This is a genomic window from Pseudomonas sp. URIL14HWK12:I5 (assembly GCF_900176445.1).
In the GTDB taxonomy this organism is placed as follows: domain Bacteria; phylum Pseudomonadota; class Gammaproteobacteria; order Pseudomonadales; family Pseudomonadaceae; genus Aquipseudomonas; species Aquipseudomonas monteilii.
Genome location: NZ_FWXQ01000010.1, coordinates 51,416 through 76,012 on the forward strand (window position 1 = coordinate 51,416; position 24,597 = coordinate 76,012).

19 protein-coding genes and 1 pseudogene are annotated in these 24,597 nt (G+C 63.4%); 1 reads left to right on the top strand and 19 read right to left on the bottom strand.

Features of this window, described 5'->3' with window-relative positions:
• Positions 1 to 26 precede the first annotated feature (26 nt).
• Positions 27 to 650, top strand: coding sequence for a LysE family translocator (locus tag B9A31_RS21575; protein WP_019097533.1), 624 nt, complete (start codon positions 27 to 29; stop codon positions 648 to 650).
• Here the strand turns inward: B9A31_RS21575 and B9A31_RS21580 are convergent.
• From B9A31_RS21580 to B9A31_RS21670, 19 genes and pseudogenes are all read right to left on the bottom strand, one after another.
• Positions 647 to 3,073 carry an autotransporter family protein gene (locus B9A31_RS21580; RefSeq protein ID WP_084297344.1) on the bottom strand — a complete coding sequence of 809 codons (2,427 nt, stop codon included), beginning with the start codon at positions 3,071 to 3,073 and terminating at the stop codon, positions 647 to 649. The genes B9A31_RS21575 and B9A31_RS21580 overlap by 4 nt on opposite strands.
• A gap of 121 nt (positions 3,074 to 3,194) precedes the next feature.
• Positions 3,195 to 3,470: a peptidylprolyl isomerase gene (locus tag B9A31_RS21585; RefSeq protein WP_016715601.1), complete on the bottom strand. Its 276-nt coding sequence runs from the start codon at positions 3,468 to 3,470 to the stop codon at positions 3,195 to 3,197.
• Positions 3,471 to 3,502: 32 nt separating this feature from the next.
• Entirely contained in the window at positions 3,503 to 5,461 is a 1,959-nt protein-coding gene (locus tag B9A31_RS21590) for an acetoacetate--CoA ligase (protein ID WP_084297345.1), read from the bottom strand.
• Between the two features lie 104 nt (positions 5,462 to 5,565).
• Positions 5,566 to 6,045 (bottom strand): serine protease inhibitor ecotin, encoded by a 480-nt coding sequence (gene eco, locus B9A31_RS21595; RefSeq protein ID WP_025754168.1) that lies wholly within the window; start codon positions 6,043 to 6,045, stop codon positions 5,566 to 5,568.
• A gap of 55 nt (positions 6,046 to 6,100) precedes the next feature.
• The gene (hbdH, locus tag B9A31_RS21600) at positions 6,101 to 6,871 is read right to left on the bottom strand and encodes a 3-hydroxybutyrate dehydrogenase (RefSeq protein WP_019098693.1); all 771 of its coding nucleotides are present in this window, start codon (positions 6,869 to 6,871) and stop codon (positions 6,101 to 6,103) included.
• A gap of 10 nt (positions 6,872 to 6,881) precedes the next feature.
• A complete protein-coding gene (locus B9A31_RS21605) occupies positions 6,882 to 8,273 on the bottom strand; it encodes a GntP family permease (RefSeq protein ID WP_016715597.1) in 1,392 nt (463 codons plus the stop codon).
• Between the two features lie 210 nt (positions 8,274 to 8,483).
• Positions 8,484 to 9,866 carry a sigma-54 interaction domain-containing protein gene (locus tag B9A31_RS21610; RefSeq protein ID WP_027609293.1) on the bottom strand — a complete coding sequence of 461 codons (1,383 nt, stop codon included), beginning with the start codon at positions 9,864 to 9,866 and terminating at the stop codon, positions 8,484 to 8,486.
• A gap of 41 nt (positions 9,867 to 9,907) precedes the next feature.
• A complete protein-coding gene (locus B9A31_RS21615) occupies positions 9,908 to 10,924 on the bottom strand; it encodes an ABC transporter permease (RefSeq protein WP_016715595.1) in 1,017 nt (338 codons plus the stop codon).
• On the bottom strand, positions 10,924 to 11,982 hold the full coding sequence (locus tag B9A31_RS21620) for a microcin C ABC transporter permease YejB (protein ID WP_027609291.1): 1,059 nt from the start codon (positions 11,980 to 11,982) through the stop codon (positions 10,924 to 10,926). Before B9A31_RS21620 ends, B9A31_RS21615 begins: the two co-directional genes overlap by 1 nt.
• Positions 11,979 to 13,778 (bottom strand): extracellular solute-binding protein, encoded by a 1,800-nt coding sequence (locus tag B9A31_RS21625; protein ID WP_084297390.1) that lies wholly within the window; start codon positions 13,776 to 13,778, stop codon positions 11,979 to 11,981. Before B9A31_RS21625 ends, B9A31_RS21620 begins: the two co-directional genes overlap by 4 nt.
• 139 nt (positions 13,779 to 13,917) lie before the next feature.
• A complete protein-coding gene (locus tag B9A31_RS21630) occupies positions 13,918 to 14,199 on the bottom strand; it encodes a peptidylprolyl isomerase (protein WP_016715592.1) in 282 nt (93 codons plus the stop codon).
• Between the two features lie 79 nt (positions 14,200 to 14,278).
• The gene (locus B9A31_RS21635) at positions 14,279 to 15,340 is read right to left on the bottom strand and encodes a 3-deoxy-7-phosphoheptulonate synthase (RefSeq protein ID WP_027609289.1); all 1,062 of its coding nucleotides are present in this window, start codon (positions 15,338 to 15,340) and stop codon (positions 14,279 to 14,281) included.
• 575 nt (positions 15,341 to 15,915) lie between these two features.
• Positions 15,916 to 16,236: a hypothetical protein gene (locus tag B9A31_RS21640; RefSeq protein ID WP_084297346.1), complete on the bottom strand. Its 321-nt coding sequence runs from the start codon at positions 16,234 to 16,236 to the stop codon at positions 15,916 to 15,918.
• A 110-nt stretch (positions 16,237 to 16,346) separates the two neighbouring features.
• Complete coding sequence (locus B9A31_RS21645; RefSeq protein ID WP_027609287.1) at positions 16,347 to 17,645, bottom strand: MFS transporter; 1,299 nt, start codon at positions 17,643 to 17,645, stop codon at positions 16,347 to 16,349.
• Between the two features lie 369 nt (positions 17,646 to 18,014).
• Complete coding sequence (locus tag B9A31_RS21650) at positions 18,015 to 18,608, bottom strand: hypothetical protein (protein ID WP_084297347.1); 594 nt, start codon at positions 18,606 to 18,608, stop codon at positions 18,015 to 18,017.
• A gap of 92 nt (positions 18,609 to 18,700) precedes the next feature.
• Positions 18,701 to 19,834: an HlyD family secretion protein gene (locus B9A31_RS21655; protein ID WP_084297348.1), complete on the bottom strand. Its 1,134-nt coding sequence runs from the start codon at positions 19,832 to 19,834 to the stop codon at positions 18,701 to 18,703.
• Positions 19,831 to 21,480, bottom strand: coding sequence for an MFS transporter (locus tag B9A31_RS21660; RefSeq protein WP_019098700.1), 1,650 nt, complete (start codon positions 21,478 to 21,480; stop codon positions 19,831 to 19,833). Before B9A31_RS21660 ends, B9A31_RS21655 begins: the two co-directional genes overlap by 4 nt.
• A 71-nt stretch (positions 21,481 to 21,551) precedes the next feature.
• Positions 21,552 to 21,819 (bottom strand): annotated as a pseudogene (locus B9A31_RS27580) (TonB-dependent siderophore receptor); the annotation flags it as partial.
• Positions 21,820 to 21,997: 178 nt separating this feature from the next.
• Positions 21,998 to 24,514: an excinuclease ABC subunit UvrA gene (locus B9A31_RS21670; RefSeq protein ID WP_027609286.1), complete on the bottom strand. Its 2,517-nt coding sequence runs from the start codon at positions 24,512 to 24,514 to the stop codon at positions 21,998 to 22,000.
• Between the last annotated feature and the right edge of the window lie 83 nt (positions 24,515 to 24,597).

Consider the following 24,597-nt stretch of genomic DNA (forward strand, 5'->3'; position numbering starts at 1 on the left):
ACGCCTGTTACCAAAGGAAAACAACAATGGACCTTTCCAGCCTGCTGCTTTTCATACCTGCCTGCTTCGCCTTGAACATGGCACCCGGGCCAAACAACCTGCTGTCGCTTCATAACGCCAGCCGCTACGGCCTGCGCACCGCCTGCGTGGCGGGTGGCGGGCGTATCCTGGCCTTCAGCGGTATGATCGCCCTGGCGGCCATGGGCCTGGCGGTGGTGCTGCACACCAGCGAATACTTGTTCCTGGCCATCAAGGTGGTGGGCGCGGCCTACCTGTTCTACATCGCCTGGCAATTGTGGCGCGCACCGGTGGGCGAAGCCGTGGTGGCAACTGACCACCCCAGTGGCACGTGGCGCCTGGCGCGCCAGGAGTTCTGGGTGGCGGCCGGCAACCCCAAGGCGATCCTGATCTTCACCGCCTTCCTGCCGCAGTTCGTCACGGTCGGTAGCGCCACCCCGGTGAGCGAGCAGTTCCTCTGGCTGGGCGTGTTGTTCCTGCTGCTGGAGTGGGCGGCCATTGCCATTTATTCAGGCCTGGGCGCCTACATGCAGCGTTGGTTCAGCCAGCCTGGCCCGCGCCGCCTGTTCAACCGGGTCAGTGCCTCCCTGCTGGGCTGCGCCGGCCTCGGCTTGCTGGCGGCACGCCGCTAGAACTGCCAGCGCACGCCCAGGTTCACGCCGCTGGCTTCCTGCTGGCGGCTGTCCAGGTTGGCGGTGTACTGCACGCCGCCATGCAGGCTCAGCGCCCCACTGACCTGCGCCACCACGCCGCCTTCCAGTTGTGCCGAGGTGTAGCGGTAGTCGGTCTTGATCTTGTCGACATCATCGAAGGTCAACGTATCGCGGCCACCGTCGCCGTGCCACAGGTTGACCTGTGCATAGGACTGCAACAAGCGCCCGCTGCTACCCGTAAACGCACCTTCCAGGCGTACCCCCAGCCGGCCGGTCAGTTCAACCTGTGCGTCATGACGGATGCGCGAGACACTGTCGCTTGCGCTGTCGAGCGAGACCTTCTGTGCAATCAGCTGGGCTTGTGGCTCCAGAGTCCAGCGCTCGGACAGGGCGATGGGGTAGCCGGACTCCAGCGAAGCCGTCCAGGCATGGCCGTCGATGTTCAGCTTGTCGCCACGGTCCGAACGGGCACGGCCATCGAGGCGGGTGTACTGCAACACGGTATCCAGATAAGCACCTTGTGGCCCGACCAGCGTCCAGTAGGTGCCGACGCTATCGCCATCAAGCCTCAGATCGCCGACGCTTCGGTTCTCCTCGGCCAAAGCGAACCCCTTGACGTCGGCCTCCAGGCGGCTGTGACTGGCGTAGAGGCCAACATGCTGCCGATAACCGTGGTCGCCAACCTTGGCGTACAAGTCCTGGCCAACCTTGAAACCGTATAGATCGCCATCCAGGCTCGGGCTGACCGTGCCGCTCCATTGCTGGCGTAGCGCGCCGCCGTAGGCCTGGCCCCAGCTGGCGGGCAGGGCGCCTTCACCTTTGAGTAGCAGTTGGTCGCCCTGGCGCTGGTGGAATGTGCCCAGTGCCTGGCGGGCGATGATCGCAGCGCCACGTGGAGCGGTGGCATATACGGGAACTTCCGGGCGATACAGCGGCAGGCTTTCACCTTGCACCGGGGCCGGCAGATCCACCTGACCGGGTGCCGGTGCCGCAACAGGTGGGGTTGCAGCCGGGGCAATGACTGGCGGCTCGCCAGGTTCGGTTGGCTGCGTCGGCTCGCCTGGTTGCGGTACAGGGGCCGGAGCGGGTGGCGCGACCACGGTTGAACGCAGGAACCAGCTGTTTTCGCTGCCAGCGGTCACGCCACCTTTGAACAGGCGATAGTCGTAGGCGCCAACCGACAGCGTCTGTGTCTGCACGAAGGCAGTGGCGGTACTGGTGGCGCCGTCACGGGCTTCGACGACCTGGATACCATTCAGAGCGGTCGCTGCACCCGCGCCATTGAGGTTGTTGATGAGCAATTGGGTAGAACCGCTGATGGCACCACGGCTGACCACCAAACGGTCGGAGGCGGCGCCATCACCCGCCAGCACGCTGTTTAGGCGCAGGTTACCGTTGTTGCCGGTGTAATCGCCCTGTATGGTCAGGCGGCCCTGGGCGTCGTTGCCACGGCTCAGGTCGATGGTGCCGGCGTTTACAACCGATACCATGTTGCCACTCTGGATACTGACGATGCTGCCCTGGCGGCTGATCAGCGAGCTGCTTGCATCAATTTGCAAGGTGCCGGTGCCCGTGGCAGGGATTACGCGTGGTAGGTCGGCGCCCAGATCTCCCAGGGTAAGGGTGTCGTCGAGGGTCAGCTGGCTGCCCTGTGTGAGGTTGATGCGCTCCCAGTTGGCGTACAAGGCACCTTTGCCGACCTGACTCTGCTCGAACGAAAGCGTGTCCGTGCCGGTGCCGCCGTCCAGGATAACGGCCGAGTTGCCGAGGTCGAGGGTGCGGACAGTAGCCGTGTCATTCCCATTCTCCAGGATGACTCGTTTGCCGATCTGACCGCCAGTCCAGGTAAACACATCATCGTCATTGCCAGTGCGTATTTCGCCTTTGAGCGTGCCGCCACTGAGGGTGATCTTGTCTACGCCGCTACTGGTGCTGATGTCACCGCCGATGGTGCCACCGGTCATGGTGATCGTGTCATTGCCAAGCCCACTGACGACATTGCCGACAACGAGGGTTTCAATCCCGAGATTTTGGGAAATATTGAGAATGTTGTCAGCAAGCTTGAGATCTATCCGGCCAATGCTGCCGCCCTGGAAGTCGGCGATGTCACCATCTTCAAACGCGCCCGTAATAGTTCCGCCGGTCATGGTGAACGTGTCCATGTCACCGCCCTGGTTCAGCGAGCCCAACGTACCGCCAGACATGGTGTACGTGTCTTGGCCATTGCCTTGCTGCAATGACAGAACCGTGCCGCCACCGATAGTGAACGTGTCAGCCGCATTTGTCTGCACGAGGGCACCCAGATTGTCACCGGGTGAAACGGTCAGGGATTCAGCGTGAGCCAGCAAAGGCAGGGTAAGCAGGGGGAATGCGGCAGGCAGCAGCAGGCGAGGGCAGCGCATAGGCAGGTCTCCGTGTCCATTGAAGGGTCCACTACCTGAAGCGTCGCTTCGGCCCTGCCTGTGTTTTATGTAATGCGCAGTGACGGGACAACTGGCAGAAATGTCAGGTGGCCCGCTGCCATCAATCGCGGTAGAAGGTTTGCACCAGGTGGTAGCCGAACTTGCTCTTGATCGGCCCGTGCACCACGCGCAGCGGCTTTTTGAAAATCACCTGGTCGATGGCGCCGACCATCTGGCCCGGGCGGATTTCGCCCAGGTCGCCACCGCGCTTGCCTGATGGGCAAATGGAGAACTTTTTGGCCAGCACGTCGAAAGCCTCGCCGTTGGCGATGCGCTGCTTGAGCTTTTCGGCTTCGTCAGCGGTCTTGACCAGGATGTGGCGGGCTTGGGCTTTCATGGGGTACCTGTGCTTCGGGGAAAAGGGCGGCATTATGCCTGCTCGCGCAACTCCACGCGATCTCGAAACTGCTCCAGCGCTTGCGGGTTAGCAAGCGCGTCGGTGTTCTTCACCGGTAACCCATGCACCACATTGCGAACCGCCAACTCCACAAGCTTGCCGCTGATGGTACGTGGTATGTCACTGACCTGGGCAATCACCGCCGGCACGTGGCGGGGGGTGGTGAATTGGCGTATCACCTGGCGAATGCGCTGACGCAGGGCTTCATCGAGCAGCAGGCCGTCTTGCAGGCGTACGAACAGCACCACGCGCACATCGCCTTGCCAGTCCTGGCCGACGGCCACGCTTTCCAGCACCTGTTCGACTTTCTCCACCTGGCGGTAGATCTCCGCCGTGCCAATGCGCACGCCGCCCGGGTTGAGCACGGCATCCGAGCGGCCGTGAATCACCAGGCCGCCATGGGTGCGCTGTTCGGCATAGTCGCCTTGGGCCCAAACCCCCGGGTACTGGCTGAAATAGGCGTCGCGGTAGCGGCTGCCGTCCGGGTCGTGCCAAAACCCCAAAGGCATGCTGGGAAAGTTGCGGGTACACACCAGCTCGCCTTTTTCGTCCTGCACCGGCTGGCCGTGCTCATTCCACACTTCCACCGCCATGCCCAGGCCCTTGCACTGGATTTCGCCACGGCGCACTGGCAGGGTCGGGTTGCCCAGCACGAAGCACGAGACAATGTCGGTACCGCCGGACATGGACGCCAGGCACAGGTCAGCCTTGATCTTGCTGTACACGTAGTCATAGCTGTGGGGTGACAGCGGCGAGCCGGTAGACAGCAGCAATCGCAGGCTGGCCAGGTTGTGGCTGGCTGCAGGCTCAAGGCCCGCCTGTTCCAGCGCTGCCAGGTACTTGGGGCTGGTCCCGAAGGCGTGGATGCCCTCGGCGTCGATCAGGTCCAGCAGCCGTTCGGGGCCGGGGTGAAACGGCGAGCCGTCGTACAGCACCAGCGTGGCGCCTATTGCCAGGCCGCTGGCCAGCCAGTTCCACATCATCCAGCCGCAGGTGGTGTAGTAGAACAACACGTCATCGGCTTTCAGGTCGTTGTGCAGGCCGTGTTCCTTGAGGTGCTGCAGCAACACGCCACCGGCGCGGTGGACGATGCACTTGGGCACGCCGGTGGTGCCGCTGGAGTAGAGGATGTACAGCGGGTGGTCAAACGGCAGCGGGGTGAAGCGCGGTTCGCCACCGGGCTGGTAGACGTCATCCCACAGGCTCACCCGGGCCGCGTGGAACTCGTCGGGGCGAGTGCCGCTGCGGGTATGAGGCACTACGATCAGCTGCTCCAGGCTCGGCAGCTGCTCGCACACCTGGTTGATCTTGGCCACCTGATCGATGTCTTTTCCAGCGTATTGATAGCCGGCACAGACGATCAGCAGTTTGGGCGCAATCTGGCCGAAACGGTCGATGATGCCATGCACGCCGAACTCGGGCGAAGAGGTCGACCAGATCGCGCCGAGGCTGGTGCAGGCAAGCATGGCCACCAGTGTTTGCCAGGTATTGGGCATCACGGCAGCCACACGGTCGCCTGCGACGATGCCTGCGGCCTTGAACGCCGCTTGCAACCCCGCTACATGGGCGGCCAGCTGGGCGTGGGTGACCGCCTGGCGGTGGCCATCCTCGCGTATGGAAACGACGGCCGGGCGGTCGTCGCGACGGCGCAGCAGGTGTTCGGCGAAGTTCAGGCTGGCGTTGGCGAACCACTGCGCTTCGGGCATTTGTGGCCCTTCACTCAGCACTTGGCTCGGCGGGGTGTGCCAGCGCACGTGGAAATAGTCGGCAAGGGTCTGCCAGAAGGCGGCCCGCTGTTCGATGCTCCAGCGGTGCAGCGCCTGGTAGTCGGTGAGTTGCAGGTTGTAGCGCAGGTTGACCCGTCGGCGGAAGGCATCCATCCGGCTGGCCTCGATCTGCCCCGTGGAGGGGCGCCAGAGCACATCGTTCATGCGGTTCCTCCCGTTACTGCCAACTGCGGGCTTGTTCTTTGTGGGACAGGTATCTGCTATCCCCTGTGGGAGCGCAAGCTTTCAGATGCCGAGCAAGGCCGTGCTTACTCTACTTTAGCCTTTTGCACGTCCTGCGATGCCGACCACACGCGGTAGCGGACTTCGACATCCTTGGGCACATACACCACCACTGGCAATTTGCTGTTGTAGCGCAGCAGGAAGCCGTCACCGACCACCGGCACGAAGGCCTCGGTCTTTTTGCCATCCGGGCAGGCCATCAGCGTGCTGGCCGGGCCGCTGACCTTGTCCAGGCGGTAGTAGTTGTAGCCCCAGCCTTCCAGGGTGCGTTCTTCCAGGTTGCCGCCCAGGCGTTGGCGATTGCAGTCCACCTGCAGCGTCTTGCCGGCGAGGATTTCCAGTTTATAGGCCGACTCATCGGCCTGTGCCGGCAGGTGGATCACCTGCCGGGTGAAGCCTTTTTCTGCCTCGGGGTAGGGGGCGACGTCCTTCAGGCTGGCAGCCATCACAGGGGCTGCGGCAGCCAGGGTCAGGGCCAGAATCGCGGTCATCGGGGTAGGGCGCATAAGGCCTCCTTGCAAATAATCGAATGCGAGACCACCGCCAGGCCCAGGCTGCCCGTCACTGGGCCAACCAGCCACCATCGACGTTCCAGGCGGCGCCGCGAACCTGGCTTGCGGCCTCGCTGCACAAGAATAGTACCAGCTCACCCAGGTGTTCGGGGGTGACGAACGCCAGCGATGGTTGTTTCTCGGCCAGCAGATCATGCTGTGCCTGCAGCGGATCGCCACCGTTGGCAGCACGGTCGTCGATCTGCTTCTGCACCAGCGGGGTCAGCACCCAGCCTGGGCAGATGGCATTGCAGGTGACATTGCTGGTGGCCGTTTCCAGCCCGACCACCTTGGTCAGGCCGACCACACCATGTTTGGCCGCCACATAGGCTGCCTTGCCAGTCGAACCGACCAGGCCATGTACCGAAGCGATGTTGATGATGCGCCCCCAGTTGCGCGCGCGCATGCCCGGCAGCGCCAGCCGCGTGCCATGGAACACGGCCGACAGGTTGAGGGCGATGATCTTGTCCCAGCTTTCCTGCGGGAACTGCTCCACCGGCGCTACATGCTGGATGCCGGCATTGTTGACCAGAATGTCGACACCACCGAATTCGCGTTCGGCCAAGGCGAACAACGCTTCGATCTGGGCCACGTCCGACAGGTCGGCCGGGTGGTGAACGGCCTTCACCCCGTGCCGGCTGATCTCGGCCAGCGCCGGTGCCGGGTCGCCAAAGCCGTTGAGCACGATATCGGCGCCCGCGCGGGCCAGCACCTGGGCGATGCCCAGGCCGATGCCGCTGGTGGAACCGGTGACGAGTGCAGTCTTGCCTTTGAGGGTCATGCATAGCTCCTTAGACGATGCCAGTGGCGTAGAACGTGGCGATGACCACGAACACCGCCAGGGTCTTGATCAGGGTAATACCGAAAATGTCCTTGTAAGCCTCGCGGTGGGTCAGGCCGGTCACCGCCAGCAAGGTGATCACCGCGCCGTTGTGTGGCAGGGTGTCCATGCCACCGCTGGCCATGGCGGCCACCCGGTGCAGTACTTCGAGCGGGATGTTGGCGGCATGGGCGGCGGCGATGAACGTGTCGCCCATGGCCGCCAGGGCGATGCTCATGCCGCCCGAAGCGGAGCCTGTGATGCCGGCGAGCAAGGTCACGGTGATGGCTTCGTTGACCAGCGGGTTGGGGATGCCACGCAGGGCATCGGCCAGCACCAGAAAGCCTGGCAGCGAGGCGATCACTGCACCAAAGCCATATTCAGAAGCGGTATTCATGGCCGCCAGCAAGGCACCACCCACCGCGCTTTTGGTGCCTTCGGCAAGGCGCGTGCGGATGGCGCCAAAGGCACACACCAGCACCATGAGGATGCCCACCAGCAATGCCGCCTGCACTGCCCAGATGGCCGTGAGCTTGGCCACGTCGCTTTGCACTGGCGCGTTCATGCCGGGCAGTTGCAGGCTGTGGCTGGGGCCGTACCACTGCGGGATCCAGTGGGTGAACAGCAGGTTCATCACCCCCACCAGCAGCAGTGGCGCCAAGGCCAGCCAGGGGTTAGGCAGGGCCAGGTCGGCAGCGGTTTCCGGCTCATTGCGCAGGTCGGTGCCATAGCCTTCACCCGCACGCTGGGCTTTGTTGCGTTGGCGTTGCAAGTAGGCCATGCCGGTAAAGAACACGAACAACGTGCCGATCAGGCCCAGCCATGGCGCCGCCCAGGCGGTGGTGTTGAAGAAGGTGCTGGGGATGATGTTCTGGATTTGCGGGGTGCCCGGCAGGGCGTCCATGGTGAACGAGAACGCGCCCAAGGCGATGGTGGCGGGGATCAGGCGCTTGGGGATGTTGCTCTGGCGGAACATTTCGGCGGCGAACGGGTACACCGCGAACACCACCACGAACAGCGAGACACCGCCATAGGTGAGCAGGGCACAGACCAGCACGATTACCAGCATCGCCTGACGGGTGCCAAGCAGGCGGATGGCGGCGGCGACGATCGATCGGGAAAAGCCGGACAGTTCGATCAGCTTGCCAAATACTGCGCCCAGCAGGAACACCGGGAAATAGAGTTTGATGAAGCCCACCATTTTCTCCATGAACACCCCGGTGAACGCGGGGGCCACGGCAGAGGGGTCGGTGAGCAGGACGGCGCCGAGGGCGGCGATGGGGGCAAAGAGAATTACGCTGTAACCGCGATAGGCAGCCAGCATCAGCAGGGCCAGAGCGGCGAGGGCGATGAGCACGGTCATCGGGGTGGGTCTCCTGGGTAAGTCTTGTTTTTATCGGTGTGCAGGAGATAGCGGGAATCGTGCCAACATTTAAGTCATTGATTTATAGATGTTTTTTGTTTTTTCTAAAATATTTGTCTCTAATTCGAGATTTTTTTTCGCTTTGCGTCACTTCGAGGCACAAGGGCAAAGCCCTTGCCATAGTCTCAATATAGAAACTAGAGTCTCTAATCAGAGACTGAGTGCAACCATCTTCTTGTACAGGGTCGACCGTCCTAGCCCCAACGCCTTAGCAGCCTGCGGTACATTGCCCTCGCATTCTGCGAGTGCCTCGCCAATCAGCTTGCGCTCGAATGCCTCGCAGGCCTCCCGGTATGTCTGTCGCACCGGCCCGCCCGCTACCGGGCTCAACGGCCCCAATGCCGCACGCAAGTCCGCCCCCCCCAACCGTGGCTGATCCGCCAGCAATGTCGCGCGCTCCAGCACATTGCGCAGCTCGCGAATGTTCCCCGGCCATGCATGCCGCGCCAGCAGTTGTTGCGCGTCGGCCTCCAGCTCGTACTGGCTGCCCAGTTCACCCAGTATGGTCTCGCACAGCGCTGGCAAATCCTCCAGTCGCTCCCGCAGCGGCGGCACGTCGATCGGCAGCACATTCAGCCGGTAATACAGGTCGGCGCGAAACGCCCCACGGGCCATGGCCGCCTGCAGGTCGATGGAGGTGGCGGCAATGATGCGCACGTCGCTGCGCAGCATCTGGTTCGAGCCAACCGGCTCGTATTCCTTTTCCTGCAGCACGCGCAGCAGCTTGCTCTGCAGGGCTAGCGGCATGTCGCCGATCTCGTCGAGGAACAGCGTGCCGCCTTCGGCCAACTGCAGCTTGCCACTGCGGCCCTTGCGGTCGGCGCCGGTAAACGCACCCGGCGCGGTGCCGAAAAATTCGGCTTCCAGCAGCGTTTCAGGGATCGCTGCACTGTTGATGCTGACGAAGGCTTTGTGCGCCCGCGCCGAAGCCGCGTGGATGGCATGGGCCAGTAGCTCTTTGCCCGTACCGGTTTCGCCCAGCAACAACACCGGCGAATCGCTGCCCGCACCGCGCCGGGCGCGGCGCTTGGCTTCCAGGCTGGCAGCGCTGCTGCCCACGAACTGGGCGAAGCTGTACTTGGCTTGGCGGGCGCGCAGTTGCGAGCGGGTCGAGGCCAGTTCCTGCTGCATGCTGGCGTAGCGTTTAAGCAGTGGCGACAGGCTGCGCAGTTCGTCGAACAGGGCAAAGCCGATGGCACCGATCAGAGCGCCCTGGTCGTCGTGGATCGGCAGGCGCATCACCACCAAGGGCTCGTTCGGGGTGTCGAGCATGTCCAGCAGGATTGGCCGGCCATTGCTCACCACCTCGCGCATCAGGCTGCCCGGGATCACCGCTTCGCACGGCTGGCCGATGGCACTGGCGGCATCGGCCAGGCCAAAGCGCCGGGCGTAGCGTTCGTTCATCCAGACGATACGTGCATTGCGGTCAACGATGACCGTGCCTTCGCTGGACTGCTCGATAATCTCGAACAGCGAGTGAATTGCCAGTTGCCGTACCTGGGGGTAGTTCTTGAGGCTGTCGCTGTCGTGCATGGGGCAAATTCCGAATCATGTGAAGGCCGGGCCTGTAAAACCTAACCTCTGGGGTCGAATGCTTCGCGCAAGGCGTCCCCGATAAACACCAGCAACGACAAGATCACCGCCAGCGCGAAAAACGCGGTAAAGCCCAGCCATGGCGCCTCCAGGTGTTGCTTGCCCTGGGTCACCAACTCACCCAGCGAAGCACTCCCGGCCGGCATGCCAAACCCGAGGAAATCCAGTGCGGTCAGGGTCGTGATCGCCCCGGTCAGCATGAATGGCACGTAGGTCAGCGTGGCATTCATGGCGTTGGGCAAAATATGTCGCAGCATCACCTGGCTGTCCGGCAGGCCCAACGCCCGGGCTGCCTTTACATACTCCAGGTTGCGCCCACGCAGAAACTCGGCGCGTACCACATCGACCAACGTCAGCCAGGAGAACAGCGCCATGATCCCCAGCAACCACCAGAAATCCGGTTCGACAAAGCCGCTGAGGATGATCAGCAGGTACAGCACCGGCAAGCCTGACCACACTTCCAGCAGGCGCTGGCCGAGCAGGTCGACCCAACCGCCGTGGTAGCCCTGCAACGCGCCGGCTATCACGCCAATGAGCACGCTAACGACGGTCAGGGCAAAAGCGAACAGCAGCGATACCCGCGTGCCGTACAGTACCCGCGCCAGCACATCGCGCCCTTGATCGTCGGTACCCAACCAGTTGCTTGCACTTGGCGGGCTGGGGGTGGGGACTTGCAGGTCGTAGTTGGGGGTGTCGGCGCTGAACGGGATGGGCGCGAACAGCATCCAGCCGCCTTGTTCCGCGATCAGTTGGCGCACATACGCACTGCGGTAATCGGGCTGGAACGGCAATTGGCCACCAAACTGCTGCTCGGTGTAGCGTTTGAGTGCCGGCATGTAGAGCTCGCCCTTGTAGCCCAGCAGCAGGGGTTTATCGTTGGCCACCAGCTCTGCGCCCATGCTCAACAGCAACAGGCCGGCAAACAGCCACAGCGAGACCCAGCCCAGGCGGTTGCGGCGAAAGCGTTGCAGGCGACGGCGCGAGACGGGGGAAAGCATCAGTGCGCCCTCGTATCGAAGTCGATGCGAGGGTCGAGCAACGTGTACGACAGGTCCCCGATCAGGCGGATCAACAGGCCCGCCAGGGTGAAGATGAACAGTGTGCCGAACACGACCGGGTAATCCCGCGACACTGCTGCGTCATAGCTCATGCGGCCCAGGCCATCGAGCGAAAAGATCACTTCGATCAGCAAGGAACCGGCGAAAAACACCGTTATCAGTGCCTGCGGCAAGCCCGCTACCACCAGCAGCATGGCATTGCGCAATACATGGCCATACAGCACCCGGCGTTCACTCAGGCCTTTGGCCCGGGCGGTGACGACGTATTGGCGGGAAATCTCGTCGAGGAAGGCGTTCTTGGTCAGCAACGTGAGGGTCGCGAAACCGCCAATGACCAAGGCGCCGACTGGCAGCACCAGGTGCCAGAAGTAGTCGGCAACCTTGCCCAGCAGGCTGAGTTCGTCAAAGTTGTCCGAAACCAGGCCACGCACCGGGAACCAGTTGAGCGAGGTCCCTCCGGCGAACAGCACGATCAGCAGCAAGGCGAACAGGAACGAGGGCAGGGCATAGCCGACCACGATCAGCGCGCTGCTCCAGGCATCGAACCGGCTGCCGTGGCGCACCGCCTTGCGTATGCCCAGCGGGATCGACACCAGGTAGGTGATCAGCGTGGCCCAGAAACCCAGCGACAGGGTGACCGGCAACTTGTCCAGGATCAGGTCCGTGACCTTGGCACCGCGGAAGAAACTGTTGCCGAAGTCCAGCCGGGCATACTGGCCCAGCATGAGCCACAAGCGCTCGGGGGCGGATTTGTCGAAACCGTACTGGCGCTTGATCTCCTCGATCAGTTTCGGGTCCAGGCCTCGTGTGGCGCGGGACTCACCGTGCACCACTTCGGCCCGCGCGCCGGGTGTACCGCCGCCAAGGCCTTGCAGACGCGCCACGGCCTGTTCTACCGGGCCACCCGGCGCAGCCTGGACGATGGCGAAGTTGACCAGCAGGATCGCCAGCAGGGTCGGGATGATCAACAACAGACGGCGCAAGATGTAGGTGGTCATCGCAAGGCCTTCTGGCGTTCGGCCATTTGCGCGTTGGTCAGCGGAGTGGGGCTGATCTCCCACCAGGTGTCCAGGCCTTCGTCATAGGCCGCCTGGACCTTGGGCAGGCCAAAGCGGTTCCACCAGGCGGTGGAGCTACCTGGCGGGTAGTAGTTGGGAATCCAGTAGTAGTTCCATTGCAGCACCCGGTCCAGGGCGCGGGCGTGCTGCAGCATGTCGGCCTGGGTGTCGGCCCGCACCAGGCCGTCGATCAGGCGGTCCACGGCCGGGTCTTGCAGCACCATCAGGTTGTTCGAGCCGGGGTCGTGGGCGGCTGCCGAGCCAAAGTAGTTGTACAACTCGGCACCCGGCGACAGGGTAACCGGGTAGCCGGTGACGATCATGTCGTAGTCGCGCGCCATCAGCCGGTTGACGTACTGGGCAGCGTCGACATTGCGGATGTTCAGGGTGACGCCGATCTGGGCCAGGTTGCGCTTCCACGGCAGCAGCAGGCGCTCCATGCCCGCCTGGCCGTTGAGGAAGGTGAAGGCCAGCGGTGTGCCGTCGCTGTTCACCAGGCGGTCGCCTTCGGGGTGCCAACCGGCTTGTTCAAGCAGGGCCAGGGCCTGCAACTGTTGTTTGCGGATGATCCCGGACCCGTCGGTGACCGGGGCGCTGAACACCGTGGTAAAAACTTCGCCTGGTACGTGGCCGCGCAACGGCTCCAGCAGCTTCAGCTCGCCGGCATCCGGCAACTTGCGGGCCGCCAGCGGGGTGTTGGAGAACACGCTTTGTTGGCGGATGTACATATTGCGCATCATCTGCCGGTTGCTCCACTCGTAGTCCCACAACATGCCCAGCGCCTGGCGCACCCGGCGGTCCTTGAACTGCGGCTGGTCGAGGTTGAACACGAAGCCTTGGGCCACTTGCGGTTTGGCCGGGCCAAGGTGGGCGCGTTGCAGGCGACCATCCTCCAGTTGCGCACCGTTGTAGCCCAGGGTGTAAGCGGTGGCGGAGAACTCACGGTTGTAGTCGTACCCCCCGCCTTTGAGCACCTGCCGGGCCACCTCGGTATCGCCGAAGTACTCGATGCGCAGCTTGTCGAAATTGTAGCGGCCACGGCTGGCGGGCAGGTCGCGCGCCCACCAGGTGGGGTCGCGTTCGAAGGTGATGCTGCGGCCGTTGTCGATGCGCCCGATGCGGTACGGGCCGCTGCCGACTGGCTTGTCAAAACCGGCACCGTTGGCGAAGTCGCGTTGCTGCCAGTCGTGTTCGGGCATTACCGGCAGGCTGGCGAGGTCAAGGGTCAGGGTGCGGCCGTGCCCGGGCTTGAAGTCGAAGCGTACGCTGTGCGGGTTTTCCACGGTCACACCAGTGACGTCGGCGAACTGGGTGCGGTACTTGAGGCTGCCCTTGTTCATCAGCAGCTCGAAGGTGAAACGTACGTCTTCGGCACGCACCGGTTTGCCATCGGCGAAGGTGGCACGCGGGTCGATATTGAAACGTAGCCAGGCATCGTCGGGGCCGCGCTCCATGCTGTGGGCGATCAGGCCATAGACGGTATAGGGTTCATCGAACGAGCGCACGGCCAGTGGCGCATACAACAGGCCATCGACTTCGCTGACGCCAATGCCTTTGTCAATGTACGGCAGGATATGGTCGAACTGGCCGATCTCGATGGCCGAGCGGCGCAGGATGCCGCCCTTGGGGGCGTTAGGGTTGACGTAGTCGAAGTGCTGGAAGCTGGCGTTGTAGCGGGGAGCTTCACCGTAGACGGTGAGTGCGTGGGTGGGGGCGGCTTGGGCATTGAAGGCCAGACAAAGCAAGAGCAGGCCCCACAAACCCTGTGGGAGCGGGCGTGCCCGCGAATGCGTCGGCTCAGGCAACGAGGTTGTCTGGTCTGGCCTATTCGCGGGCACGCCCGCTCCCACACGGACTTTCATCGGCTGCGAGGACTTAGTCCTGGCGGCTGGTCACTTCCAGCAGGTGGTAGCCGAACTGGGTTTTCACCGGGCCTTGCACGGTGTTGACCGGAGCGCTGAACACCACGGTGTCGAATTCCTTGACCATCTGGCCTGGGCCGAACGAGCCCAGGTCACCGCCCTGACGGCTGGACGGGCAGGTGGAGTTGGCTTTGGCGATTTCAGCGAAGTCGGCGCCTGCTTCGATCTGGGCTTTGAGTTCGTTGCATTTATCGATGCTGCTGACCAGGATGTGGCGGGCGGTTGCACGGGCCATGGGTACTGCTCCTTGGGGTAAAAAGGCAAGCCTAGCGCACTTGCTTGGGGTATGTCTCGCCAGGCTTGCATCCTTCGTCTTACAGTTTTTGTGCCGCTTCGCGCAACAGGGTTTCGGTCAAGGTCCAGCCCAGGCAGCCGTCGGTGATCGACACGCCGTACTTCAGTACACCCTTGCCCAGCGCCTGACAGCCATCGAACAAATGCCCCTCGATCATCACGCCAACGAGCGAGCGGTCGCCGGCCAGGCGTTGCGCCAGCACATCGTTGAACACCGCTGGCTGGCGAGCCGGGTCCTTGCCGCTGTTGGCGTGGCTGCAATCGACCATGATTCGCGCCTGCACGCCAACCTTGGCCAGTGCCTGGCGGGCCATGGCGATGCTGTTGGCATCGTAGTTGGGGCCTTTGTGGCCACCGCGCAGTACCAGGTGAGTGTCCGGGTTGCCCAGGGTTTCGATGATCGCCGGGTGGCCCTGCGCATCCATACCGAAGTGGCGGTGTGGGTGGGCGGCGCTGCGCATGGCGTCGCTGGCGATGGCGATGCCGCCGTCGGTGCCGTTCTTGAAGCCGACTGGCAGCTCCAGGCCGCTGACCATTTCCCGGTGAATCTGCGATTCGGTGGTGCGTGCGCCAATCGCGGCCCAGGCCAGCAGGTCGTCGAAGTAGCCGGCGGCCATCGGTTGCAGCAGCTCGGTGGCGATCGGCAGGCCGCGTTCGATCATGCTCAGCATCAACCCACGGGACAACGCGATGCCCGAGTGCATGTCGTCACTGCCATCGAGGTGCGGGTCGTAGGCGAGGCCTTTCCAGCCCACGGTAGTACGGGGTTTTTCGACGTAGGCGCGCATCACCAGCAGCAGCTTGTCGCTGACTTCACGGCTGAGAGCGGCCAGGCGGTCGGCGTACTCCAGGGCTGAACGAGGGTCGTGGATCGAGCAGGGGCCGACAATCACCAACAGGCGCGGATCGCGGCCTTCGAGGATGTCGCGGATGGCCTGACGGTGGGCATGGACTTGCTGGGTGAGTTCGCTGGACAGCGGCATTTGCTGCTTGAGCAGGTGCGGGCTGGGCAGGCGCTTGCTGACGGTGGTGTTGGCCGCTTGCGGCTGGGTCAGGGGCAGGGCGAGGCTGGAAGCTTGCATGGCGTTTTTCCCTGGGCGGACGGCGGGTTCTGGCCCGCGAGGTCGGCCCTATCGAGGTGTTCGACAGATCGTTGAATTCGTATTGGCTGTTGCATTGCCACCTGTGGAAGACCGGACGGAGGCGGCAGGCTGGCCCGAACGGGATTGGCTAAATCGCCAGGCATAGGTGTTTGCGTAGTAATAAGTGGCGTAGTTCATGAATCTGTCCTCAATGTGAATCGGTGTTGTTCAAAGGCCTGAAAAGCAAAACCCCCGGTCGGGGAGCCGACCGGGGGTTTGAGTATTCTCATGTTCGGCGGCCCCTCGAAGGTGGGCGCCGTGTGGGTATCGGCGCCTAGTGGCTAAACCAATACCCAAAGTAATAGCTGGCAGGTGCCACGCAGCCGGCAACGGCCAGCACAGGGCGCAGGGTGCGACCGGTGTGGTTGGCGTGGTTGCGGGTGTGTTTCGGCATGTTGCTCTCCAGTGAATGAGCCCGAGCTTACTTCAGTTCGGCCGGGCCATTCAATGGATAAATGCTATAGGGTTGATCATTTGTTTTTGTACTGGCTGGTTCAATGACCGTAACGCCCGACCTAGTGGCTGTCTTGGTCCTCTGCAGTGCCTCCGGTGTGCCCCGCACCGGAGCCGGTAGCCTCGCCGGTGCTGTTGGAGCCGCCGCTGGCGCCGTCGGCGGCATCGGTGTTGTTGCCGGCGTCGTTGCTGTCGTTGCTTTTACCACTGCCGGGGCTGTTGACGCTGCTGCCCTCACCAGCCGTCTTGCCGCCAGACTGATCGGTCTGTGGGCGACTGTCGGTGTTGGTGTGTGTGTCGGTGTTGGTGGCAGCGAAGGCGGTGCCGGTGAGGCTGGTCAGGGCCAGCGCGAGGTACAGGGAAAGCGGACGAATGCGGATCATGGGAAGTCTCCTTTGCGGATGATCTGTCATTCGTTTGGCCAAGTGCGGGGAGCGGGGTGCGCTTTGGGCGACGAGCGGTAACTTCAGGGGCCGCACTGCGGCCCCTGGGATCAATGAGATTCCGAGCGCTGTGCTGGTGCAGGGTTTTCTACCGGCTCCAGCGGCGGATGCTCCTGCGCGGCGTGCATCAGGTCTTCGGTCACGCGCAGCTCGGCGCCGGTTGGCGAGAAGGTGGTCGAAGCCGTAAACGGTGCCGGGTGCTCCGCCGCCGGGCGTTTGCCACGGCGCCACATGAAGAAGCACACCATGCCCAGGTTGACCACGGCAAAGGCCCAGAACAGGCCGGCTTCGCCAAACTCGGTCATCATCGGCGACATGGCGACCGGCGCCATGGCAGAGCCCAGCGAGTTGATCAGCAGCAGGCCCTGAATCATCGGTACCAGCGCATCGGACGGCGCCCGGTCGGCGGCATGGCTGACCGCCACCGGGTACAGGGTGAACACGCCACCACCCAGCAGGAACAGCATGGCTGGCAGCAGGAACGAGTCCGACGGCAGGAACACCGTGACCAGCGACAGCACCACACACAGCGCAGCCAGGGCGATCAGCACATCCTGGCGGTCCTTGCGGTCGGACCAGCGCCCGACCGGGTATTGCAGCAGCATGGCGCCGAGGATCACCCAAGCCATCATGTTGCCGACCTCGCCCACCTCCAGGCCGATGCGTTGCAGGTACAGCGGCAGCAGGGAATAGATCCCGGCAATGGCCACACCCGAACCGAAGCAGCCCACCAGGCCCGACGGTGCCACACCCAGCAGCTGGCGGGGTTTGAGCGGTTCGACCTGGTCCAGCAGGGGCGATACCCGCGGCAAGATCACGATAGGCAGCACCGACAGTGCAGCCAGTACGCCAGCCAGCATGAAGGGGGCGGTGTGACCCAGCTGGGTGATTTCGCCCAGGCCTGCCTGGGCGATTACCCCGGCGCCGTAGAAGGCGATCATGTACAGCGCGAGCAGGCGGCCGCGAATCTTGGCGTCGCCGGCCAGCAGCAGCCAGCTTTCGATCACCAGGAACACGCCGACCGCTGCCCAGCCGTTGATCAGGCGCAGCACAGACCACCAGGTGACGTCGTAGAACAACCCTTGCAGCAGGATGGTCGCGGCGATCAGCGAAGCGAAGCTGGTGTAGGCGCGGATGTGGCCGATGCGCAAGATCAGCCGGTCGTTGAAGATTGCACCCAGGGTCAGGCCGATGAAGTAGGTCGACGAGACAATGCCGATGGTGGTGGCTGATTCACCGGCAGCGCCCAGGCGCAGGGTGGTCAGGGAAGACATGAAGCCGTTGCCCAGGGCAATGATGAACAACCCGAGCAGGGGCGCCAGCGCCATGGCCAGCAAACGCGGAGACATACGTACCTCTAGTTGGATGAGCGGAATGAGCGCCTTCTCGGACGCGCACGCCGGCCCGACCCGGCAAGGGGCGAGTGGCTACACGGATGCGACCTGGGCAAGACTCAACCGCTGGGCCCTTTGGGAAATGGGCCGTGCGGGGAGGGTTGAGCCTATTTCACATGTGCGTTCATGTGTTCAGGCACGGACTCTGTCATTGCTGCCGGTTGCCACCGTTCAAGGCGACGGGCGAAAAGGAGGCGCGATTCTACGGGCTTGCGCGGTTTTGCCCAAGGGGCATTGGCGTGCGACGAGACGCCGCAGTCTGTGGGCGACATGAATGTGTCTTTGGCAGACAAGCCAGTGCTGCAGGGCAAACCCGGTAACCCACTATCTGTCCCGCAGTTGCCATCCTTGATGGGTCAGCACCATGGCCCGGGTATCTTTGAGCGGCGTAGCATGACTGGCCACAGCCTTGCCCAGTTCGGCAATGCTGGCTTTGACCTGTTCATCACCGGCCCATGCCGGTAGCCCGGTAATTGTGTAGGCATAGGTCACATTCGATGTCTTTTGTCCCGCGGCTTCGCTTGGCGCGCTGAACTGTTCGATCGCTGTTACCTGCGCCTTGCCAAAGCAAAGGCCGTGGTCCGCCTTGTAATACTTGCGGCCTTCGTCGGTAAGCGCATAGGCATAGTAGATGTCCGTACGTGCCGGTTGCCACAGACGGGCAGGCACCTCGGTGCGCGAGATTTCCTTCTCACTGACCACGCCCACCTTAGCCAAGGCATGCAGCGCCTTGTTGGTGCCGTGCAGGTCGAAGTCCTGTGTCTTGGTGGGGAAGGAGCTGATGACGAAGCAGTGCGGATACTGGGTGTCGAGGTAGGCCTGGGCGGCTTTCTTGAAACTGGCCTCGGAGGTGTCGTTGCTGTCGGAGCAACCTGCCAGGGTTGCCAGCAGCGCCAGCGGCATGATCTTCCTGTACATGGTGAAACGTCCTTGAATGGCGAAGATAAAACCGATGGCTGCAGATTAGAACCCACGGGTTAGAGCGGCGCAATCGTGGCAAGACGGCATCGCTATGGCTCACCTCGGGTATCGATACTGACGACCACCGACATGCCTGGGCGCAGTCGCCTGGCGTCGTCCTGGCCGGCATCCACAGTAATGCGCACCGGAATCCGCTGGGCGATCTTGACGAAGTTGCCAGTGGCATTGTCTGCCTGCAGCAGGGCGAACTCCGAGCCGGTGGCTGGCGATATCTGCTGCACGTGCCCCTGCAACTTCAGGTGGTTCAGGGCATCCACGGTGAACGTCACCGGCTGGCCGATGCGTACATTGGCCATTTGGGTTTCCTTCATGTTGGCGATGACCCACAAGGTGTCGGGTACCAGCGCCATCAACTGCGCGCCAGAGTTCACATAAGCCCCCAGGCGTGTGCCGATTTGCCCCAGCTGGCCGTCGCGCGGGGCAGTGACGCGGGTATTGTCGAGGTCGATGCGCGCCAGTTCCACGGCCGCCTTGGCATTCTCTACCGATGCTTCCAGCGCTGCCCGGTTGACCACCACCGTTTCACGGTCCTGGCGGGCGATTTCCAGCGCTGCCTTGGCCTGGGCCAGGCTGGCGACCGCTGCCGCTTCGCTGGCACGGGCCAGGTCCAGGTCGCGCCGCGACACCGAGCCGTCGTTGACCAGCGCCTGGTTGCGGCTCAGGTCGGCTTTGGCCGTGATCGCCTGGGCCATCGCATCGCCGATGGCCGCTTGGCGCTGGGCGATGGTGGCTTCGGCACTGTTGCGCTGCTGCAGGTTGTTGGCCAGGGCTGCCTGTTGTTGCTGCAGTTGGGCGATGGCCTGGGCCAGGCGCTGTTTGTAGATGCGGTCGTCCAGTTGCACCAAGAGGTCACCGGCCTTGACGAACTGGAAGTCGTGCACCGGCACGTCGACAATGTAGCCACTCAGTTGTGGGCCGATGATAGTCACCTGGCCGCGTACCAGCGCATTCTCGGTACTTTCGATGGCGCTGCCGAACGGTGGCAGGCGCCAGGCATACAGCACCAGCAGGATGCCGGCCAGGGCCACGCAGGCGAAACTGATTGACGAGAGGATGCGTACCCGCCGCGAACGTACCGGGCTGGTCGGCTCGCTGGGCGGTGTGGCACCTTCCGGGGTTTCGGCAATGGCAGTGGTGGTCGTGGTGCGGGTGTCGTCGGTCATCGGTTGGGCGCGCCGGGGGTGGAGTCGGTGAGGGTGGCCTGGCGTTTTGCGTACCAGAGCCAGGTGCTACGGATGCAGATCCAGACCATTGTCAGGATAGCGATACTGCCAATCAGCACGAACACGTCGTTGTACGCCATGATGTTCGCCTCGCGGGTGGCGGCGCTGGCCAGCAGGCGCATGCCGGCTTCGCTACGCAGGGCCGGGTCGGCGATGATGCCGCCGTAACCGCTGCCGCCGCTCTGCACACGCGCATTGACCAGGGGTTCGAGGTAGCTGAGGCGGTCCATCAGGTGGCTGGAATGGAATTTTTCCCGCCAGATCTGGAAGGTGCCCAGCAGCGCCGCGCCAATCAGGCCGCCGAGGTTGTTGCAGATGCCGAACAGTACCGAAAAGCTCACCAGGTTGCGTGGGTTGGCGCGCACATGGCTGATGCCCAAGGCCATCGACGGGCCAAGAAAGAAGGTGCTGCCAAAAGCCAGCAGAAACTGGCTGAAGTACATTTGTGCCGGACGCGTGAGGTTGCTGGAGCTGCTGTCCATGAAGGCGCCGGCAGCCATGGCCAGCAACGAGACGAAAAGCGGAATCACCAGGTGGTTGGGGTTGATGGTGAGGGCGCTGCTGGCCAGGCCTGCCACGGCACCCAGCAGCATGACCCAGTACAGCGTGCGCATTTGCTCGCTGCCCATGTTCAGCGCCTGCAAAAAGCCGACTGCGCCCGTTGACTGTTCGGATGTGACCATGCGGATCAACACCACGCACAGCGCCAGGCGAATGACTGCACCGCTGCCCAGCCAATGGGTCATCAACAACGGGTTCCGCCGGTTGTGCTCGATGGCCAGGCCGCTGAAGAGCAGACCGATCGAGGCCGCCAGCGCCACGCCGATCCACGGCGCCTCCAGCCACCAGTCGATGCGCCCCAGCGACAGCACGGCGCAAAGCAGGGCTGTGCCACTGGCGATCAGGGTGAAGGTGAGGAAGTCCAGGGGCTCGAAGGTCTTGAAGCGGTCACCGGGTGGCAACTTGAGCATCAACACGCAACCCAGCGCGGCCAGCGCCAGGCCCAGCTCGAACAGGTACAGGCCACGCCATTCGGCGATTTGCAGCAGGTCTTCGGAAAAGATGCGTGCCAGCGGCAGTGCCAGCTGCGAGGCGCCCAGGCCCAGCACCATCGCCTTGAGCCGCCATTGCGCCGGGAACGCCTGGATCATGTAATACAGCCCCAGCGAGCTGAGCGCGGCGCCGACCATGCCGTGGGCCGCCCGTACCGCGATGGCCGAGTTGAGGTCGTTGACCAGCAGGTGGGCGAAGGTGACCAGGGCATACAGCACCAAGAACACCTCGGTGAAGGCCCGCAGGCCGAACTGTTGGCGAAACTTCACCAGCAGCAGGTTGATGGACACGTTGGTCATGACGTAGGCGGCAGGCAGCCAGGCCATTTCTGCCGTGGTCGCGCCCAAGGCGCCTTGCAGGAACACCAGGTTGGCGGTGACCAACGCGTTGCCAAGGCCGCCGGTGATTGCGACCAGCAGGCCGACCACGCCATAGGCCAGGCGCTTGGCTGGCGAATGCAGGGGCGTGGAGGGGGAGCCCGGCAGGCTGGGTTTTTCGTGGGGAAGCCACTGGCGTGGGGCGTACTTGTCCATGGGCAGACTGTACTTGAGCGGCGGTTGCTGCTGCTAGGTGCATGCCTTGGTTTTTGTGGTGGCATTGAGATCGTGTGCATGAACATCGCACCGGTCAGCAGCCGCAGGCCGTCCACCGGCTCACCGAACACATTCAGCTCCACCCCCTTGTTGACCTGTTCGCCGTCCATGTTGAAGGTGTCCTGCTGCGAACGACACATGTTCCCAGGGCTTGATCACCAGGCCATACACCGGGGTAGTGATGGATTCGTCGTAAGGCGTGTTGCGCGCACCGGTGCCGGTCGCCCAGCTGTCGACGCTGATCGATTGCCGCCGTACGCCCACGGTCAGCGGTGCCCTACTGCAACTGCCCTAGCCAACCCTGCAGCCAGCCGTGGTGCTCGGTGCACAGCGTCTGGACCTGCAGGTTGAGGGTAGGTCGGCGGGCGGCATGGCAGGCGCGAGGTTCCGGGAGAGGGGTGCAATCAAGAATTGATCGCAATCTGTGGCCCTGACTGGAGCCTGGCAATGCGCGCTTTTACAGGGCCTTGGCCAAAAACGCTGCTGTACGGCTTACCGCACACCCAGCCACCACCTGCGGCGTGCCACTGACCACCACCTTGCCCCCGGCATCGCCGGCACCCGGCCCGATATCGATCACCCAGTCGCTTTGCGCTACCACACGCATGTCATGTTCAACCACCACCACGCTGTGCCCGCCGTCGACCAGGCGGTTCAGTTGCACCAGCAATCGGTCGATGTCTTGCGGGTGCAAGCCGTTGGTGGGCTCGTCCAGCACATACAGCGTTGCCCCGCGGGCCGTGCGTTGCAGCTCGGTCGCCAGTTTGATCCGTTGTGCTTCACCACCGGACAGTTCGGTAGCCGGTTGGCCCAGGCGAAGGTAGCCCAGGCCGATGTCCTGCAACACTTGCAGGCAACGCCGCGCCGGTGGCTGTTCGGCAAAGACCTGCAGGGCTTGCTCGACAGTCAGCTGCAGCACTTGCGCAATGTTCATGCCTTGCCAGCTCACCCCCAGGGTTTCAGGGTTGTAGCGGTCGCCATGGCAGGTGGGGCAGGGGGCGTAGACACTGGGCATGAACAGCAGCTCAACGCTGACGAAGCCTTCGCCTTCGCAATTGGCGCAGCGGCCCTTGGCAACGTTGAAGGAAAAGCGCCCCGCGTCAAAGCCCTGTGCCTTGGCCTGCTCAGTGGCCGCGAACAGCTTGCGCACGTGGTCGAACAGGCCGGTGTAGGTGGCCAGGTTGGAGCGAGGCGTGCGACCGATCGGCTTCTGGTCGACCTGTACCAGGCGCTTGATGCTATCCAGGCCAGCGCTGACATGCCCACTGCCGGTCTGCTCAGGCGCGTCCTCCAGGCTTGGTTCTTCGGGCTCGCTGCGTTGCTCGGCATGGCCCAGGTGCGCACCGACCAGCTCCAGCAGGGCCTGGCTGACCAGGCTGGACTTGCCCGAGCCGGAAATGCCCGTAACGGCGGTAAAGCAGCCCAGCGGGAATGCGGCGCTAAGGTTGTTGAGGTTGTTACGGGTAATGCCTTCAAGCGTGAGCCAGTTTCGGGCCTGGCGTGGCGCACGTGTGGCCCGGGACTGTGCATTGAACAGATAGGTGCGGGTGCAAGATGGCTCGACCTCGGCCAGGCCTGCGGGCGGCCCGCTGTAGAGTATGGTGCCACCATGCTCGCCGGCAGCCGGCCCTACATCCACCAGCCAGTCGGCGCGGCGCATGGTGTCCAGGTCGTGCTCCACCACATATACCGAGTTGCCCGCGTGCTTCAGGCGTTGCAGGGCTTCCAACAACGCCTCGCTGTCGGCCGGGTGTAAGCCGGCCGAGGGCTCGTCAAGCACGTAGATCACACCGAACAGCTGTGAGTTGAGCTGGGTGGCCAGGCGCAAGCGTTGCAGCTCACCCGAAGACAAGGTGGGGGTGCTGCGCTCCAGGGCCAGGTAACCGAGGCCAAGGTCGAGCAGCGTGTCGATGCGCTCCAGCAATTCCTTGGCGATGCGTTGTGCCGCCAGGCGCTTTTCCAGGGTCAGGTCGTCTTGCGGGTGCGCCAGATAGTCAGCTGCCGACACTTTGCGGAACACCTCGGCCAGCGCCTGCAGCGACAAGTGCGACAGTTCGGCGATATCCATGCCGGCGAAGGTCACGCCCAGCGACTCGCGCTTCAAGCGCTTGCCTTGGCACAGCGGGCAGGGGCTGGGGCGCATGTACTGGGCCACGCGTTTACGCATCTGTGCGCTCTGCGAGTGCATGAAGGTATGCAGCACGTAACGCCGGGCACCCATGAACGTGCCTTGATAGCTAGGCTCCTGCTTGCGCTTGAGTGCGGCGCGGGTCTGCGCGGGCGTCAGGCCGGCATACACCGGCGCGGTGGGCGTTTCTTCGGTGAACAGGATCCAGTCGCGTTGCGCCTGGGGCAAGTCGCGCCAAGGGATATCGACGTCATAGCCCAGCGTTACCAGAATGTCGCGCTGGTTCTGGCCCTGCCAGGCCATCGGCCACGCTGCCACCGCGCGTTCGCGAATGGTCAGTGACGGGTCGGGGACCATGGTCGCTTCGGTCACCTCGAAGACCCGGCCCATGCCATGGCACTCCGGGCATGCGCCCTGGGGCGTGTTTGGCGAAAAGTCTTCGGCATACAGCATCGCTTGCCCGGCCGGGTAGTGGCCGGCGCGTGAGTAGAGCATGCGGATCGAGCTGGACAAGGTGGTCACGCTGCCCACCGAGGAACGCGCGCTGGGTGTGCCACGTTGCTGCTGCAGGGCCACGGCTGGAGGCAGGCCTTCGATCGCATCTACGTCTGGCACGCCAACCTGGTCGATCAGGCGCCGGGCATAGGGTGCCACTGATTCGAAATAGCGGCGCTGGGCTTCGGCATACAACGTGGAGAAGGCCAGTGACGATTTGCCTGAGCCGGATACGCCGGTAAACACCACCAGCGCATCGCGGGGGATATCGACATCGATGTTCTTCAGGTTGTGCTCGCGGGCACCCCGCACACGGACGAAGCCGTTTGGGGTGGTTGGGCGTGGAGGCATGACGCAGTCCTTGGCTGTTTCGGAACAGTGCGCCCAAGGTAACAGCAATTGCAGCCATCGTGTGTGGGTAATGTTTCCGCTCA